The organism is Novosphingobium sp. BL-52-GroH (assembly GCF_044813085.1).
GTDB lineage: Bacteria > Pseudomonadota > Alphaproteobacteria > Sphingomonadales > Sphingomonadaceae > Novosphingobium.
The window spans coordinates 466,936-480,869 of record NZ_CP171150.1; the positions used below are offsets into that span (position 1 = coordinate 466,936).

General features: G+C 59.3%; 16 protein-coding genes and 1 pseudogene. 5 read left to right on the plus strand and 12 right to left on the minus strand.

From position 1 onward, the window contains the following. The first annotated feature begins 17 nt into the window (after positions 1-17). Positions 18-293, plus strand: a complete 276-nt coding sequence (locus ACFFDA_RS09865) for an HU family DNA-binding protein (RefSeq protein WP_404478513.1) — start codon at positions 18-20, stop codon at positions 291-293. 885 nt (positions 294-1,178) lie between these two features. Here ACFFDA_RS09865 and ACFFDA_RS09870 read toward each other — a convergent pair. From ACFFDA_RS09870 to ACFFDA_RS09905, 8 genes are all read right to left on the minus strand, one after another. Then, the gene (locus tag ACFFDA_RS09870) at positions 1,179-1,367 is read right to left on the minus strand and encodes a hypothetical protein (protein WP_404478514.1); all 189 of its coding nucleotides are present in this window, start codon (positions 1,365-1,367) and stop codon (positions 1,179-1,181) included. Next, positions 1,315-2,577: a radical SAM protein gene (locus ACFFDA_RS09875; RefSeq protein ID WP_404478515.1), complete on the minus strand. Its 1,263-nt coding sequence runs from the start codon at positions 2,575-2,577 to the stop codon at positions 1,315-1,317. Before ACFFDA_RS09875 ends, ACFFDA_RS09870 begins: the two co-directional genes overlap by 53 nt. Before the next feature lie 71 nt (positions 2,578-2,648). Continuing rightward, positions 2,649-2,936 (minus strand): hypothetical protein, encoded by a 288-nt coding sequence (locus ACFFDA_RS09880; protein ID WP_404478516.1) that lies wholly within the window; start codon positions 2,934-2,936, stop codon positions 2,649-2,651. Between the two features lie 75 nt (positions 2,937-3,011). Then, positions 3,012-3,815, minus strand: coding sequence for a hypothetical protein (locus tag ACFFDA_RS09885; protein WP_404478517.1), 804 nt, complete (start codon positions 3,813-3,815; stop codon positions 3,012-3,014). Further along, positions 3,812-4,882 (minus strand): hypothetical protein, encoded by a 1,071-nt coding sequence (locus ACFFDA_RS09890; RefSeq protein ID WP_404478518.1) that lies wholly within the window; start codon positions 4,880-4,882, stop codon positions 3,812-3,814. The genes ACFFDA_RS09885 and ACFFDA_RS09890 overlap by 4 nt, the downstream gene beginning before the upstream one ends. A 68-nt stretch (positions 4,883-4,950) precedes the next feature. Further along, positions 4,951-5,664 (minus strand): M24 family metallopeptidase, encoded by a 714-nt coding sequence (locus ACFFDA_RS09895; RefSeq protein ID WP_404478519.1) that lies wholly within the window; start codon positions 5,662-5,664, stop codon positions 4,951-4,953. A gap of 41 nt (positions 5,665-5,705) precedes the next feature. Next, on the minus strand, positions 5,706-6,392 hold the full coding sequence (locus tag ACFFDA_RS09900; protein WP_404478520.1) for a phytanoyl-CoA dioxygenase family protein: 687 nt from the start codon (positions 6,390-6,392) through the stop codon (positions 5,706-5,708). Continuing rightward, the gene (locus tag ACFFDA_RS09905; RefSeq protein WP_404478521.1) at positions 6,383-7,378 is read right to left on the minus strand and encodes a hypothetical protein; all 996 of its coding nucleotides are present in this window, start codon (positions 7,376-7,378) and stop codon (positions 6,383-6,385) included. Before ACFFDA_RS09905 ends, ACFFDA_RS09900 begins: the two co-directional genes overlap by 10 nt. A gap of 511 nt (positions 7,379-7,889) precedes the next feature. On the opposite strand from ACFFDA_RS09905, the gene ACFFDA_RS09910 reads away from it, so the two are divergent. After that, positions 7,890-8,273 carry a VOC family protein gene (locus tag ACFFDA_RS09910; RefSeq protein ID WP_009822167.1) on the plus strand — a complete coding sequence of 128 codons (384 nt, stop codon included), beginning with the start codon at positions 7,890-7,892 and terminating at the stop codon, positions 8,271-8,273. Between the two features lie 600 nt (positions 8,274-8,873). Continuing rightward, the gene (locus ACFFDA_RS09915; protein WP_404478522.1) at positions 8,874-9,191 is read left to right on the plus strand and encodes a hypothetical protein; all 318 of its coding nucleotides are present in this window, start codon (positions 8,874-8,876) and stop codon (positions 9,189-9,191) included. A gap of 28 nt (positions 9,192-9,219) precedes the next feature. Here ACFFDA_RS09915 and ACFFDA_RS09920 read toward each other — a convergent pair whose 3' ends face one another. Then, on the minus strand, positions 9,220-10,431 hold the full coding sequence (locus ACFFDA_RS09920) for an IS256 family transposase (protein WP_404477663.1): 1,212 nt from the start codon (positions 10,429-10,431) through the stop codon (positions 9,220-9,222). A gap of 95 nt (positions 10,432-10,526) precedes the next feature. Between ACFFDA_RS09920 and ACFFDA_RS09925 the strand changes: the two genes are divergently transcribed. Then, positions 10,527-11,105: a hypothetical protein gene (locus ACFFDA_RS09925; protein ID WP_404478523.1), complete on the plus strand. Its 579-nt coding sequence runs from the start codon at positions 10,527-10,529 to the stop codon at positions 11,103-11,105. A 68-nt stretch (positions 11,106-11,173) separates the two neighbouring features. After that, entirely contained in the window at positions 11,174-11,587 is a 414-nt protein-coding gene (locus ACFFDA_RS09930; protein WP_404478524.1) for a hypothetical protein, read from the plus strand. A gap of 1,068 nt (positions 11,588-12,655) precedes the next feature. On the opposite strand, the pseudogene ACFFDA_RS09935 reads toward ACFFDA_RS09930, so the two are convergent. From ACFFDA_RS09935 to ACFFDA_RS09945, 3 genes and pseudogenes are all read right to left on the minus strand, one after another. Beyond that, positions 12,656-12,954 (minus strand): annotated as a pseudogene (locus ACFFDA_RS09935) (transposase); the annotation flags it as partial. A gap of 85 nt (positions 12,955-13,039) precedes the next feature. Next, positions 13,040-13,345, minus strand: a complete 306-nt coding sequence (locus ACFFDA_RS09940; RefSeq protein WP_404478525.1) for a hypothetical protein — start codon at positions 13,343-13,345, stop codon at positions 13,040-13,042. A gap of 97 nt (positions 13,346-13,442) precedes the next feature. Continuing rightward, a complete protein-coding gene (locus tag ACFFDA_RS09945) occupies positions 13,443-13,718 on the minus strand; it encodes a hypothetical protein (protein WP_404478526.1) in 276 nt (91 codons plus the stop codon). Between the last annotated feature and the right edge of the window lie 216 nt (positions 13,719-13,934).

Sequence of the window (13,934 nt, forward strand, 5' to 3'; positions counted from 1 at the left end):
TTGATGAAGGAACTGCTATGAACAACAATGATCTGGCCGAAGCGATCGCCAGCGATGCTGTCCTCACCAAGGCGGATGCGCGCAAGGTGGTTGACGCTGTATTTGAGGCAATCGCGGACGCAGCTGCCAAAGGCGAGGAAATTTCGCTCAACGGCTTCGGCAAGTTCAAAGTCAAGGATACGCCCGAGCGTGAAGGGCGTAATCCTGCCACCGGCGAAGCGATGACGATCAAGGCGGCCCGCAAACTCGCTTTCACGCCCGCTAAGGGGGTTAAGGACAAGCTGAACGGATAAACCGCGGAAAGCGGCGTCTCAGGCGAGGCGCTGCCCTTCGGCTATTTCTTTCACCGCCTTACGTGAGCGCTACAATGGCCGGGGTTGTGACATCTCGTCATTCGCGGGCCTTGGTCCGAAGAGCGGCTTTCAACTCAGCACCGGATGTTCCGAACGGCGCCGTGCAGTGTCGTGGAAAGGGAAAGGTGGCTATCGCGATCGATTTCCTGAACGATTGGTTTGTTCGAGGTCTTGCCCACCATAGCTGGCCCTTCCCGGTCGGTCAGCACCCAATTTTACGCTCCCAGGTGCAAACCGGCCGCTTCCTCATTCGCGAGGTCTTCGACGGGCCGGTAGGCGACCATCCGGTTTGGAGCCGGGGTGCGGGGATAGCCGACGCTCGCGCGAGGCGGGTGCCGACCAACACACGTCGTTCAGATCAGCCACCCCGAACGTTCGCTAATGGCAGAAGCTGCCGCCAAACGCCGCGAAGCGGACTATGGGGAAGGCGCCCCGATCCCGGCCATCACCGAGCTGTCAGGAGATCCCGATTGCTGCCGTCCGTTCATCTGACCAACAGACCAACATAGGCGAACGCGATGATCTACATTGGGACCTAGGTCGATCCAGTTCGGAAAGCCGACCGCAGGTTAGCAACTGGTTCAATCCTCCGATGCTATCGCATCGGTTCGGTGAACACCGCGGCAGCTAATTTTCAGCAGTGGACGCAATCAACTTCCTGGCGGCCGGGAGCGGACTCCGCAATATTGCCGCAGGTCGGACCTTCCGAGATCAGTTCCTGGTGATCACGCCCCCGAACCCGTTCCAACTTAGATTGGCCGAGGCGACCAAAGCGGCGCAGTGCTTGTTTTGCGCGCGCCCGCCTGAGAGGCGCAGGTGCGCTCCCTACCAGCTATAGGTCCAGATGTTATAGACCCAGCTCGCCTCGTCCGCAGACTTGGACCGCTGAGCCGCTTCGCCTTCCTCGAACTTGTGGGCGAGGAAGGTCGCTAGTTTGGAATCTCCACTGAACGGCTGCCCGTCACCCGACTTCAGCTTCTCGTATGCGTCGCGATCGATCGTAATCTCTGCCATTGTCTCTCTCCTTGCTGGCGGCGTGATGCATGTCGTCGATTAGGGGGCTGAGCCCGCAGCACTGTGCGCCTGGGTTGCCGAAGCGCGTATTCAGGCGGGCGTCGTGAGGACATCCGCCCCGACAATAGGCAAAGTTGGCGCAGCCGGAGAACCGTTTCAGGACCTCAGCCGCTTCCTCACGTGCACGCTTTAACCCGGCACTGACGGTGAGAATGCTGAAGAGTGACTCGCTGCAAAGGTCACCAAAGTGGTGAGTTGGATCGCCGACGTACTTGTCGCAAGCCGACACTCGGCCGTCTGGCTCGATCGTAAGATACTGACCCATGCATCCTCCCTGATAGATGCATAGGCGAGATCCAGATCCTTTCACTATGTTGAAGAGAGACTCAAGCTCCCGGAGTGAAAGGTTGCCGGGATTCGAGTGCCATTTCGCGAACACCTGCCGTAGGAACGAAACGTAGCTCTCCCAATCGAGATAAGATTGACCGTCGACGCTTTCGTTTGAAGGTAGCGCGTTTAGAAGCCCCACACTCCGAACGCCGTGAGCGCTCAGGTTTTCCAGAAGGGATGCCGCACCAGCCTTTATCATGCTTGCATCGATGACAGCCAATAGGCCATGAGGAACTCCCGCGGCCGCGAGTGCCTCAAGCCCCGCCTTGGTTGCAGCATAACTGCCGACGCCACCCGGAAACTGCCGCGAGCGGTCGTGGCTCTCGGCGTCGACATCAAGGCTGACGCCCACCGAAAAGCCGGTCGCACGGAAAAACCGTGCCCAGTGCTCATCTATGCGGGTCGCATTGGACTGAATGGCATGACCGACCTTCCGATCATCAATCCGGAAATGCTCCTGCAGCCAGATTGCGCGTTCGAAGTACCGTCGCGAGAGGAGAGTGGTTTCGCCGCCGTGCCAGACAATGTGCAGGTCACGGATTCCCGGCAGTCTCATCGCTTGGGCGATGACACTGAGCAGATGCGAGAAAGCCAGGACCTGATCGCGACCCTCCCTCCAGGCACGGCAATAGGAGCATCGAAGGTTGCACAGCCGGGTGGCCTTGATGATCAAGAAAAGTCTGGAGGGATAGTCGCCTGCGTTGCGCGTCAGTTCTTGCCTGTCTTCATAGCTTTGCAGCTCCTTAAGCTGCCGCCCATTGAACATGCTAGATGCCGAACTGCGTACGAACGCTAGCTCCTCGAGATATTCAAGTGGCATCAGTCACAAGACCTCCCGCGCAGCTACGCGCCGGAGCATTGCGAACGTTAGTCGCTCGCAACAAGAAGCGTCTACTTCTTTGCACGCTCGTTGAGAAAGTTCCTCATTTGCTCCTTCGTGTGGGTCAAGAACGCGATCAGAAGCTCGGCCGATTCGCCGCGAGAAATGCCCGTAGCCTCTGACTGACCTTCCTTTTCTATCACGGAGTTCTGCTCCGCTTGGAAACGTTCGATCTTGTGCAGCATGTCTTGGTAGACATCATTGCAGAAGACTGCATAGTCGGGGTGAATGCGCCAGCGCTCGAGAACCTTCTTGACGTCCTTCTCGTACTGATCTGATCCAACTGCGCAGCCGTGCATATCAGTCTCCACGATTGGCGCGCGATCGTTGGTCGCGCGGTTCCGTGAGCATTAGTTCACGTCGCCCACTGCGAGTCAAGTACTAGTTGAGAGGGCAGCGCGGAGTTCTATGTCGGCGGCAATTTCGTTCACCAGCCATTCCAGTTCTACGCCCGCCGCGGCATTTGCTTGGAGTGCCATCTGGTGAACAGGACCCAGAGCAGCAGCGAGACACCGGCAGTCCTGCTGCAGGATATGCCAGAGGTTCCCACTCCTCTCGGCCTTTTCGTGGAAATCGCGCAGGTCATCGCGAACCATCAGCATGAGGCCGAGATTGCGTGCTAGGGTGGTGACCGCTTCGGAGGGCGACCGCTCACCGGCAAGCCGAACGGCAAAAGAGACGTAGGCTTGGAGCAAGTCCGCCGCCTTGGCGGACGCGAGGGCAAGCCAGGAGCCCAGAGTGTCGGGCTTCTCTCCTAATGGTTCACCGCTGAACGCGCACCAAACCGGCGCCATGTCGGCGAACATCGCGACAGCGGCCGCCTGTCCTCCCGCAAGCGAGGCCGCGCAAATGGCTGCCCACTCCCCGAGTCGTGCACCGCAGAGCAGATCCTGCGGTGGAAATGGCGAGTCCTCATCCGCCAAGTCATCAAGCAGTTTGATCCCGACCATGTGAAGTGCGACGCAGCATGCGATCATGTCCGCTGCAGGGTGGCCGCGCACGAACCAGCTTGCGAACGCGCTCCAGGCGAACGTCCCCTCGCGTCCAAGCGCGTACTGAACAAGCCCGTCGGCAGATCCTGCCCCCCGCAGAACGCGTTCGATCTCGGCTGACGAATGGCTCCGGACGTGTTCGCGCCAAAGCGCAAATTCTTCCTTTGAGGCTTCATCGACATTCACGGATATCTCCACGTCGGCACTCCCAGGTTATCGTCGCTTTTAAGGCCAAGAAGTGACGGGATCCGAATCGGCGCCGCTGCGACCTTATCCAAGAGGCTACGTACAACCGGGGCGGCGTCCAGCGGAGTTGCGACTGTGGAACGCCCGTCGCAGCTGGTAAGCGACCGGAGCACCCAGTCTTCCGGAGGCAGCCCACTGTCCACAGCAACGATCGAGAGCCTGTACTGACTGAGGAAGAGCAGCGTCCCCGGACCGCATTTGGTGACCGCCACCGAGCGATCGCTCAGTTCCGCCTTCGACAGAACTGCGTCGGCCTCCCGTTCGGTCAGCCAAGTAAGGACCCTCACGTCTGGTCTGGCATTCGCGAGCTGTCTGGCGCGCTCGGCGAGTTGTTCATCGCGAACGGCGATGAAGAATATCTGGACCCGTATGCGCATCGAGAGCATGGTTCGCAGTAGGTCCAGCCAGCCGTCGGACTCATTGTTTGCGTAGATTAGCAGGGTCGGCACGGCATCCGGGGAACATGTGGGCGCCAGTGCTTTGCGTCGGCTGGCGACAAGCTGATCGAAAGAGAGCAGCCTCACGTCGGCGTAGGGCCCGAGCGCTGTGCGCACATCGAGCGCCCACCGAGGGAAGGGCGTCAGGTGAGTGATCGCCTGCTGCGGCCGGTGAATCATGAATTGGAGGAGCCCAGGGTTGGATACGAAGTTGCAGATTTGAGGGGCGCGATGCGCACTCCACTGTGGGTTCGTCACACACAGCAGCTGAGAGAGGAGTCCCTTCATTCCCAAGAGTACCTCGCAGGAAAGACCATCGAGCTGAGCCTTGATCTCGCCGACGGCCTTCTCCGCGGTGCCACTGATCAACACATCATTCCAGAGGCACCCGAAGTCAGTCCAGAGCTCCTCTGCCCAGTCGCGATAGGCGGCTCTGAGCATGTCCGGCGTGCGCAAAGTACGCTTCAGCCGCGCCAATCGAACTCCGGCATCGCCGAGGACGCTCCCTGGCTGGTCCGCCGCGATCAGATGGACAGTCGCGTTCCCGCTGCGCTCCAGCCAGGCAGCCACGCGTCTGGCCCACACGGTGTTCCCGGCGTATCCCCAACTTTGCATGTAAAGCACACCTACATGCACGTTCAGCTCGCTCGCGCAGGTGCGGTCAAGTCGATGGCACCATCTTCCGTGACTAGAACGGTTCGCTCGAAGTAGGCGCCTGCCTCGCCATCGGCGGCGCGCCAGCTGTAGCCATCCCCCCCGACCTGCGCGTCTCGCGAGCCGAACTTTATGACCGGTTCGACAGCAACAATCATGCCCGGAGCGAAACGCGCCTCGGGGCATTTATCAAACTTGGAGTGCGGAATTCGAACTCCTCCATGAAGGCGAGCCCCGATGTCATGCCCTTCGAGCCCATTGCAAACGACTGCCCCACTAGGACCAATAGCTGCCTCGACCGCTGCGGCCACAGCTGTGGTAGGAACGCCCGGCCTTACGGCCGAGACTGCTGCCAAGACGGCAGTTGCACTCGCCACGAGCAAGCTTTGGTGACGAGGGTGAGATCTCCCGACAGCGATGCTGTGGGCGAGATCCACCATCTGCCCGCGCCGCTCTACGGCAATGTCGACGGTCAGCAGATCTCCGTCCTTGAGGATTTGCCGGGTACTCGGAACACCGCCTGACAGCGTGCTGTTGAGAGACGTGACGATGTGCCGGGGAAAGCCGCGATAGCCGAAGACTGCGGAAGTGAGATCGAACTTCGGCGCGCATTGCCGGAACAACGTGTCGAGCTCTGCGGTCGTGATACCCGGCTCCGCAGCCGAACACAGGTCAGCTAAAAGCTGAGCGGCGTCCATGCCCAAACGCTCAAGACAACGGCGCTCTGCGTCCGACAACCTCATGGGCGAAGTTCAAACCCGAGACTCCAAGCCAACCTGGAGTGTGAGCCCCGAACTTCCGCGCTACCGTGAACTGTCGTTCGCCAGTGAATGCAGAGGTCACCGGGGCGAGATGTCGTTTCATGCACCGTAGAGGATGGCATCGTGTCATCTGCAATATAGCGAACCTTGGTCGCCTCGGCCGTAAGATGTCGCACTAGGCCGTCCCGGTGAGAGTCCACTAGATAGCGCAGGCCGCCTGTCACGCGGTCGGCAGCATCAAGCGGAACCCAGACGGTGAGGCCTCCCCTTGGGTCTGAAGGTCCCGTGTCGTAGGCAACGTCTTGGTGCCACGGGGTCGCCGGCGCATGTGGACCATCTTTTAAGATTAGTGCATCTGATACAAAATGGCAGCTTAGGTGCATCATTTCGAGCATATTCCTGATCTCTTGAAATGCCGCGCTTGCCTTGATGTGTGGATTGATCTCGGACGGTCTATTCAACTGATAGATGGGAGAGGTTGATGGTGATGAAATGTGGCGAAGGTCTATTCTGAGAGGAGGTCGAAGCTCGCGTTTTGCGAGCGGCACGAGCAGACCGACTAGCTCCCGGACTGCAGTATGCGGTATGGCCGCGTTGATGCAGCAGTAGCCATGACGATCCAGGCTACACGCTGCGTTCTGGAGCTTCTGGTTCATCAGCTCCATGCCGGCCACTTCATTGGTCTGTTCAGACGCGCACGAGCCCAGATACTGGCCCCGAGGCTCAGCCACATAAGCCGGGGCACGCCCTGGCTGATTGGCCAGAGGAGTACCTGCTTGACTGTCATCCCTGACCTTCGCCGGAACAGAACCTGCTCCATAAAGACCTTGCGATGCTCCGGAGACAAGTGCTTCAGCAGGATGATGTAGCTGTCGATATAGATGCGTCGGATGCGGACGAGCTGGGTGCGGAAATCTGGGCAGGTCCAATAGCATACGCGCGGTTCTTTAAGGACGATCGCCCTTGAAAACGGATCGGCCGGATCGAGGGTCACAAGCTTCGCTGCAATCCAGCCGTCATCGGAGACGTCGCGCGGGATCGGAAGCAGGCCTGCGGAACTCCTAACGCAGACACAGCAGCCATGGGGATACCGCAAAGCTCCTAGCGCCTCCCGCCGTTCTTTGAGGATTCGGGAAGTAAGCGTCGGTCGGGTTTGCGCCCGCTTGTTCAACCCCACGGCTACGACATCGAGTGGCGCGGCTTCGCACGCGTTGATCAGTGCGGTCACACCCCCTGGCTCGACATGCACGTCGTCGTCGATCCAGCCCAGCCAAGTTGCACGATCCCTTGCGATGCTTGCCCACGCCCAGTTGATCGAGTCGACCTTGAGGCGGGACTCCAGCGCAACTTTTACAACATGCAGACCGCTAAGCCTCACCGCGTCTTCAAGTCGGCTGGCGAACTCCACCGCAGCAGCTCGCGACGCAGCATCCCGATACTGGACGGCTATGCACAGCAGAAGGTCTGATGCCCTAGGCGCGCGTTCGAGCGCAGCGGCGAGCATGACAAGCCGTTCGGCGACATGGACCTGATCGCTCGCCAAATGCGTTGGAAACAGCAGGACGAATTGAGGCCGGTGGCTCGGTTCCCAGACGTCCTGCTGCGCCGCTAACCCGGGGGGGTGAGGAAGAACATCTGCCATCGACGCCATAAGGAGTCCCCCGCCTAGTATAGCCATGGCAAAGTATTGAGCGCGAGTTGTCAAGGAATAATCGTCACGTAGCTCGTCAGCCCTAGCAGCCGCCATCTCGAGGCGTCCTCCGACAACGTCCGCATACAACCACGGATCACCCGAAAGCTGCTAATCCGCTCTCGGCCCATCTCTGTGATCCTGCGGTCGCTTTCTGGCGGGTCCCGAATGACCGCTGTTGGCCGGACCTGCCGGTCGCAAAGTCGCGAGGGAGCGGCAGAAAAGTCCCAAAATCCGGCGGTAGCACCCGGCGGCAGTCCAGATTTCGCCGTTCGCTAAACGGGACGCGAACGTCCGGATTTGACGGGAGCTGCCGATCGATCCTCATGAAACCGACGGTCGGCAGCCGCCCCAGTAGCGGACATTCCGAGGGCTCGGGGGTGACTGCGGATCATGTGCCTGTTAGGTGAGATCGCTAATGGCGATCGGAAGTCGATCAGCCTTCAGGAGAGTATGCGTGCTTTTTCACTCCATGGTCGGATCGAACGACATTGAACGGTCCAAGCGCTTCTACGACACGGTGCTCGCCACCTTGGGTGCAGGGGAAGGGACGAAGAACATCGCCGACAGCGGCCATACACGTCTGATCTACAATAACGGCAACGGGACCAACTTCATCGTCAGCCAGCCGATCAATGACGAACCGGCAAGCGTCGCCAACGGCAGCACCGTCGCCTTTTCCTGCGACTCGCCCGAGCAGGTGAAGCAGCTTCACGATACCGCCGTTGCCGCTGGCGGGACCTCGATCGAAGCTCCGCCCGGACCGCGCGAAACTGCCTCCATGGGCACCATCGAACTGGCCTATTTTCGTGACCCCGACGGTAACAAATTGTGCGGAATTCATTTTCCTGCCTGATCCGTCCGGCACCAGTCCGCCTCTGACCCTAGCGGACCTCGATCATGCGATCCAGCGAACGTCCGCGTTCCCGACCCCAAAAGCCAGCGCACTTTCCCGATAGCTGCCCGGTTGGTGGCGAGGTAAAGGGTCGGGGCGAATCGCCCCACAATTACGCGTTCCGCGCCGGCAATCGATCGGGGTGGCAATGGCCGCTTCCAGCAGAAGCTGCCGTTGCCGCAGGTTGTTGGGAATGACGGATTTGTCCCATGTTCGGCCCCACTCATGGTTGGGAAATCGAACGCCTGCACAAGCGCGTCGGACGTTCGTGCAGGACGATAGCATCACGCCCGACGCGCTTGTGCAGGCGAGCGTGCCGGAATATTCAACCGCAAGACTCTCGTTATGACCGAGGGACCGCCGGGGGGCAGGTCATTCGTGCTGGATGACGCGAATGGAGGATCACATAGCAGATCTCGGAAGCAGAGGCGCGACAGTCAATGGATCTCGTGCAAACATGATTCTTGATCTTCGAGTCCAACCTGGCGGAGCATCGGCAGCGCGGTCGCTGATTCAGTTCGGACGCGATAATAACGTAACGGTCGTTATTAAGGAATTCAAATGAACGCCCGATTAGAAAAGCTCAAAATCGTATTAGGAACCTTCGCGATCGAAGGCACCGAGCGCAATTTTTCGGGCGACAAAGTTCGTGAAATACATGCAAATCGGGGAATAGAATTTAAAGTTATCATCGACCATATTGCCCAATCCGCGAAGACCCTTGATATGCCACTTGAGTTCCAGCGGGGGGATGGGAAGATTTTTTCAATATCTGAATTTCAGGATTTCGTAATTCATCGAGGAAATTGGGGCGCAAGCGTATTTTTAGGCAGTCTTAAAGTTCAGGCTGGATTGGTCGCGTCCGTCAATGTGGTGTAAAATTGGGTGTGGCCAGCGGGCTGCATTTTCAGGCGGCCTTGGGTGTAATCTGTAGCGGCTGGACCTCCTCGATCATTGGTGTGGCAAGGGCGGCCATGCCCTCGATCTGCATGTAGCGGTGCTGGAGCTGGTATTCGTCATTCTGCTCGAGCAGGACAGCGCCGACGAGGCGAATGATGCTATCCTCGTTCGGGAAGATGCCGACAACGTCGGCGCGACGCTTCACCTCCTTGTTCAGGCGCTCCAGCGGGTTGGTCGAATGCAATTTGACCCGGTGCTGCTCGGGGAATGTCATGTAGGCGAGGACGTCGTGCTCGGCGTCGTCCATGCAAGCGCCAAGCTTTGGCCAGCGGGCTCGCAACTGGTCGGCGACCTGGCGCCAGACCTGCGTTGCGGCGGCATGATCGGGCTGGAGAAAGACCTGGCGGATGGCAGCGGCGACCACGGTGTTCTGGCCCTTGGGCACGTAAGCCAGGGCATTGCGCATAAAGTGAACGCGGCAGCGCTGCCAGGTAGCGCTGAACACGCGGGTGATCGCTGCCTTGAGGCCCTCGTGCGCATCGGAGATGACCAGCTTAACGCCGCTCAGGCCGCGCCGGGCGAGGTCCTTGAGGAAGCTCGACCAGAACGGTTCGGCTTCGGAGGGGCCAATGTGCAGGCCGACGATTTCGCGCTTGCCCTCGATGTTGACGGCAACGGCTATTATCGCGGCGACACTGACGATCCGCCCGCCCTCGCGCACCTTGAGGTAGGTGGCATCGAGCCAGAGATAGGGCCACTCACCGGCGAGGGGTCGCTTAAGGAAGGCATGGACGCGTTCGTCGATATCCTTGCACAGCTTGGACACCGAGGACTTGGAGATGCCGGTCATGCCCATCGCCTGCACCAGCTCGTCGACGCGTCGGGTGCTGACGCCGGCAATCCACGCTTCCTGGATCACCGCGACCAGCGCCTTCTCCACGGTCTTCCTCGGCTCCAGAAAGCCGGGAAAGTAGGCGCCGGTCCGCAGCTTGGGAATCTTCAGGTTGAGCGTGCCGAGCCGGGTATCGAGGCTGCGGTCGCGGTAGCCGTTCCGCCAGGTCGTCCGGTCGCCGGAGCGCTCGTGTCGGCTAGCGCCGACGAGGCCGTCGACGTCGGCCTCCATGATGATCTGCAATACGCTCTCGGCGATCGTGCGCAGGAAATCTCCATCTCCGGTCTTCGCCATCAGCTCGGCAAGCGGTAGTCTGTCGTCGGTCATCGGGATCAACTCCTCGGTGGGCGTGTGAAGTGTGGTAACTCCACCTTACCGATGAGCCCGGTGGCCACCGAGATCGAAATCGCATCGGGTGGGGCATGCCCCACCCGATGCGATCACCTCAATCTACACCAGAAATTACACCACGAGCGCGGACGCTAACGGCTGGATTCGTTCCGTCGCTGAACCAAGGGTTTGTTCTTATTGAAGAGGAGGAGTCCGGAGCGGCTCGGTCTTGGGACGTTTGGGTGGAGCCATTTCTGAGTGAACCGAGCTTTGTTGAGGCTTGGGTATCGGATGCGGAGTATGATTACTGGCAGAATGCATCAGATCCCCTTGAATTTGAGGCAGCGGGGAAATCAGTTGACCAGCTTCCCTTGGTGTCGAATGGCCTTCCCGCTCCTCTTGACCAAATGATAGTAGACACGTCGAGCAATCCCGGTCGCTGGATTATGCGAGACGGATATATCGAAGCTGTCGGTTCAACGATGTGGCTCGGGGAAAAATTTTTCGAATGTGTTGGAAAGGAAGGTAACGGCACCGGCCTTGACGATGATGTTTTGAGTATATCTTCGCCCAAGCACGGCATACTGAAAATCGAGAACAAATCTGGTCCGTTTATTAACGTCGAATCCAGCACAATACAGAACTATTTGAGATCGGCATTGTATAATTGACCAAGCTACCGCATGGTAACATTCCACACGCGGGTTCGGCTGCCGACTTGAGAGGGCAGGGAAGGCAAATGATTGCAACGGGTGAACATTATCGCGGCCCAGAGCATCGCAACTCTAGAATTCGAGCTGCTCTGGATAAGGCTAGCGCGACAATAAATCAGCTTCGCCCTAGAAATTATGCTGATGGCACAACCCCTTGGGTCAATCCAATCTTCATTATTGCTGGATCTCTCGGCGAGCCAGACTTTGAGGGCACACGATTGGGCCATTTTGGGAAGAAAGATAAAGGTCTTGTGGTAGAGATTTCCATGCCACAAGCGATTATCAATGCTCGGGATTTGCGCGCGCCTATCGTAAAGGGGCTTAGGATGGCGAATGCCGCGGCGTTCCATTTCTTTCATGACAAGGGGATGGATTTTCCTCTTCGTGAGGCTGAAGAATTAGTCTCTCGCGTTGAGGGGCAATTAGCGGAGTTCGCTTAATTCTGTAATTCACAGTGAGAGTTAGTCGCGTATCGATTGGGTTCGACCGATACGCCGGCAGCGAGTATCACGAACACGTATGACGCGGCCGGAAACGTCCGCAGCACGGTCAGCACCCACGCCGTCCTGAACCTCAACGGCGGCGTGGCATCGACCACTACCGATACCTACTGGTATCGCTATGACAGCATGAACCGCCTCGTCACCGATCGCGTCGTGCTGTCCGGAGCAGCAGGCGCGGCGGGCACGACGATCGTTCGGGCCAGCACCTACAGCTATGGCGCCGCGACGCCGAGCAGCGACTATGTCTATGACCTGACGGGGCAGCGGACCGCGGCGATCCGCACCGACTACATGCCCGGCTCCTACTCCTATTATTTCGGCATCTACGTCCCCGGCTATTACCAGGAAAGCCGCGAGATGTACGATTATGACGGCGCGGGCCGGATCACCGCGATCCGCACCACGCAAGGCGACCTGGCGTCCGAAAACTATGATTACGGCACCGGCGTATCGACGCCGCCCGCCACGATCCCCGCGGCGCCGACGACAGGCGGCTTCACCAACTCGACCTTCGGCTACGACCTGATGGGCCGCCAGACCGCCCAGAGCGACTATCAGTCCGGCGTGACGGGTGCGGTCTACTCCAAAACCGCGACCTATGCCGCGAACGGCGCGCTGCTGACGGAATATACGACCACCAAGCGCTACGACAATGTGATCTACGGGACGAGCAGCACCTACACATACACGCTCTCGGGGACCGGGGAATATCTGCTCGGGGCGGTCGGCACGGTGACGACCGCCAACTACAAGAACAGCAGCTATCAGAACAGCTCGAGCACGGTGAATGCCTATCAATGGTGGGACAGCGCGGTGCAGAGCGCGATCACCTACAAGCCCGACACGTCGAAGAGCACGACCTATACGACTACCTTCACCCTCGATGGCCAGGGCGTGCTGACCAACGCCTATGTCGGCGACGGGCGGCCGCGCAGCATCGTGTTCCGCACCAACGGCGACGGCCAGATGATCCGCCGTGACGAGACCGACAACAATTACAACGCCACCACCGGCCAGCTCGCGTTTACGAGCAGGCCTCACAGTTTTCGGCGGATGACATCCTGCAGCATCTCCTTGTCGAGCGAGAGGTCCGCCACGAGCTTGCGCAGCTTCGTGTTCTCGTCCTCGAGCTGCTTCAACCGGCGCATGTCCGGCGGCAGCATGCCGTCGTATTTCTTCTTCCAGTTGAAGTAGGTCGCCTGGCTGATCCCGGCCCTGCGGCAGATGTCTGCCACGGGAATGCCTTCGGCTCCCTGCTTCAGAATGAACGCCTTCTGCGCGTCTGAGAATCTCGATGCCTTCATCGTCCTTCGCTCCTCCCAGCCAAGGGAGTTTACGGCGAAAAACTCTAACTCAAAGCGATCCAGTTTTCCGGGATCAGATCATCACTTATGCCCGCCCCCTGACATGGGCGCATGCGTCGATGACCGTAACCGCATCCGCCGAGCTATTGGCGACACCATCCGCCATGCCGAAAAGCTCCACGCGGCCTCCGTCATTGAAGATGCGTCCAGCGACGGTGCCATGGATAATTGCCCGGGATCCTCGTTCCACGGTTAGGCTGCCAGCAATCGTTCCGTGGAGAATGAGCCGAAAACCGCTGCGCAAGGTCGCGGCACCAGTGATGGTACCATAGAGCGCGATATCCTCCTCGATCGTGAAAGGGCCTATGATGCTATCGTGGATTGCTTTCACGTCTGTTCCTCCCAGCAGGCAATAACGGGCGTACCTTCCGCCAATTATGCGGTCGTTACGGTCAGGCCCCCACTTCAATTTCGGATCAGGGACCGCCTCATCGCTCGTCCATTGCGGCAGCGACCATGAAGCGCCAAGTGCTCGCAGCGTCGCCTCGACGGTCCACCGCGGTTTCGACAAGGGCGATGTTGCGGATTACCTCGCCGCCCGCGAGTGCCATTGCGTCGGTGGGTTCGCGGATGGCATGGAATACTGCGCGCACATCACGCTCGATCGCTTCTTGATGCTTGGGGTCCAGGGAATCCCAGTCATCATGCCCGCTAGCTGACTGCGCGAGCGCTCGTGCCGCTCGCTCGATGATCGATCCGGTCATCAATCAAACGTAACACTCTATCTTTCACCGGCCAAGCTCGATGCGTTCATAACCGAGCAATCAGTCATCGCATCCATCGGGAACTGCCCCTGGGCGCCGATCGCATGAAACAGCGGCACCGGCGCGCCTCCGCGCCGCGTAAACTGTCCGGGCCTTTCCGAAATCACTGTCCGCGACTTACCGGAATCGATGTCTGGGGACTTTCCGAAACACGCA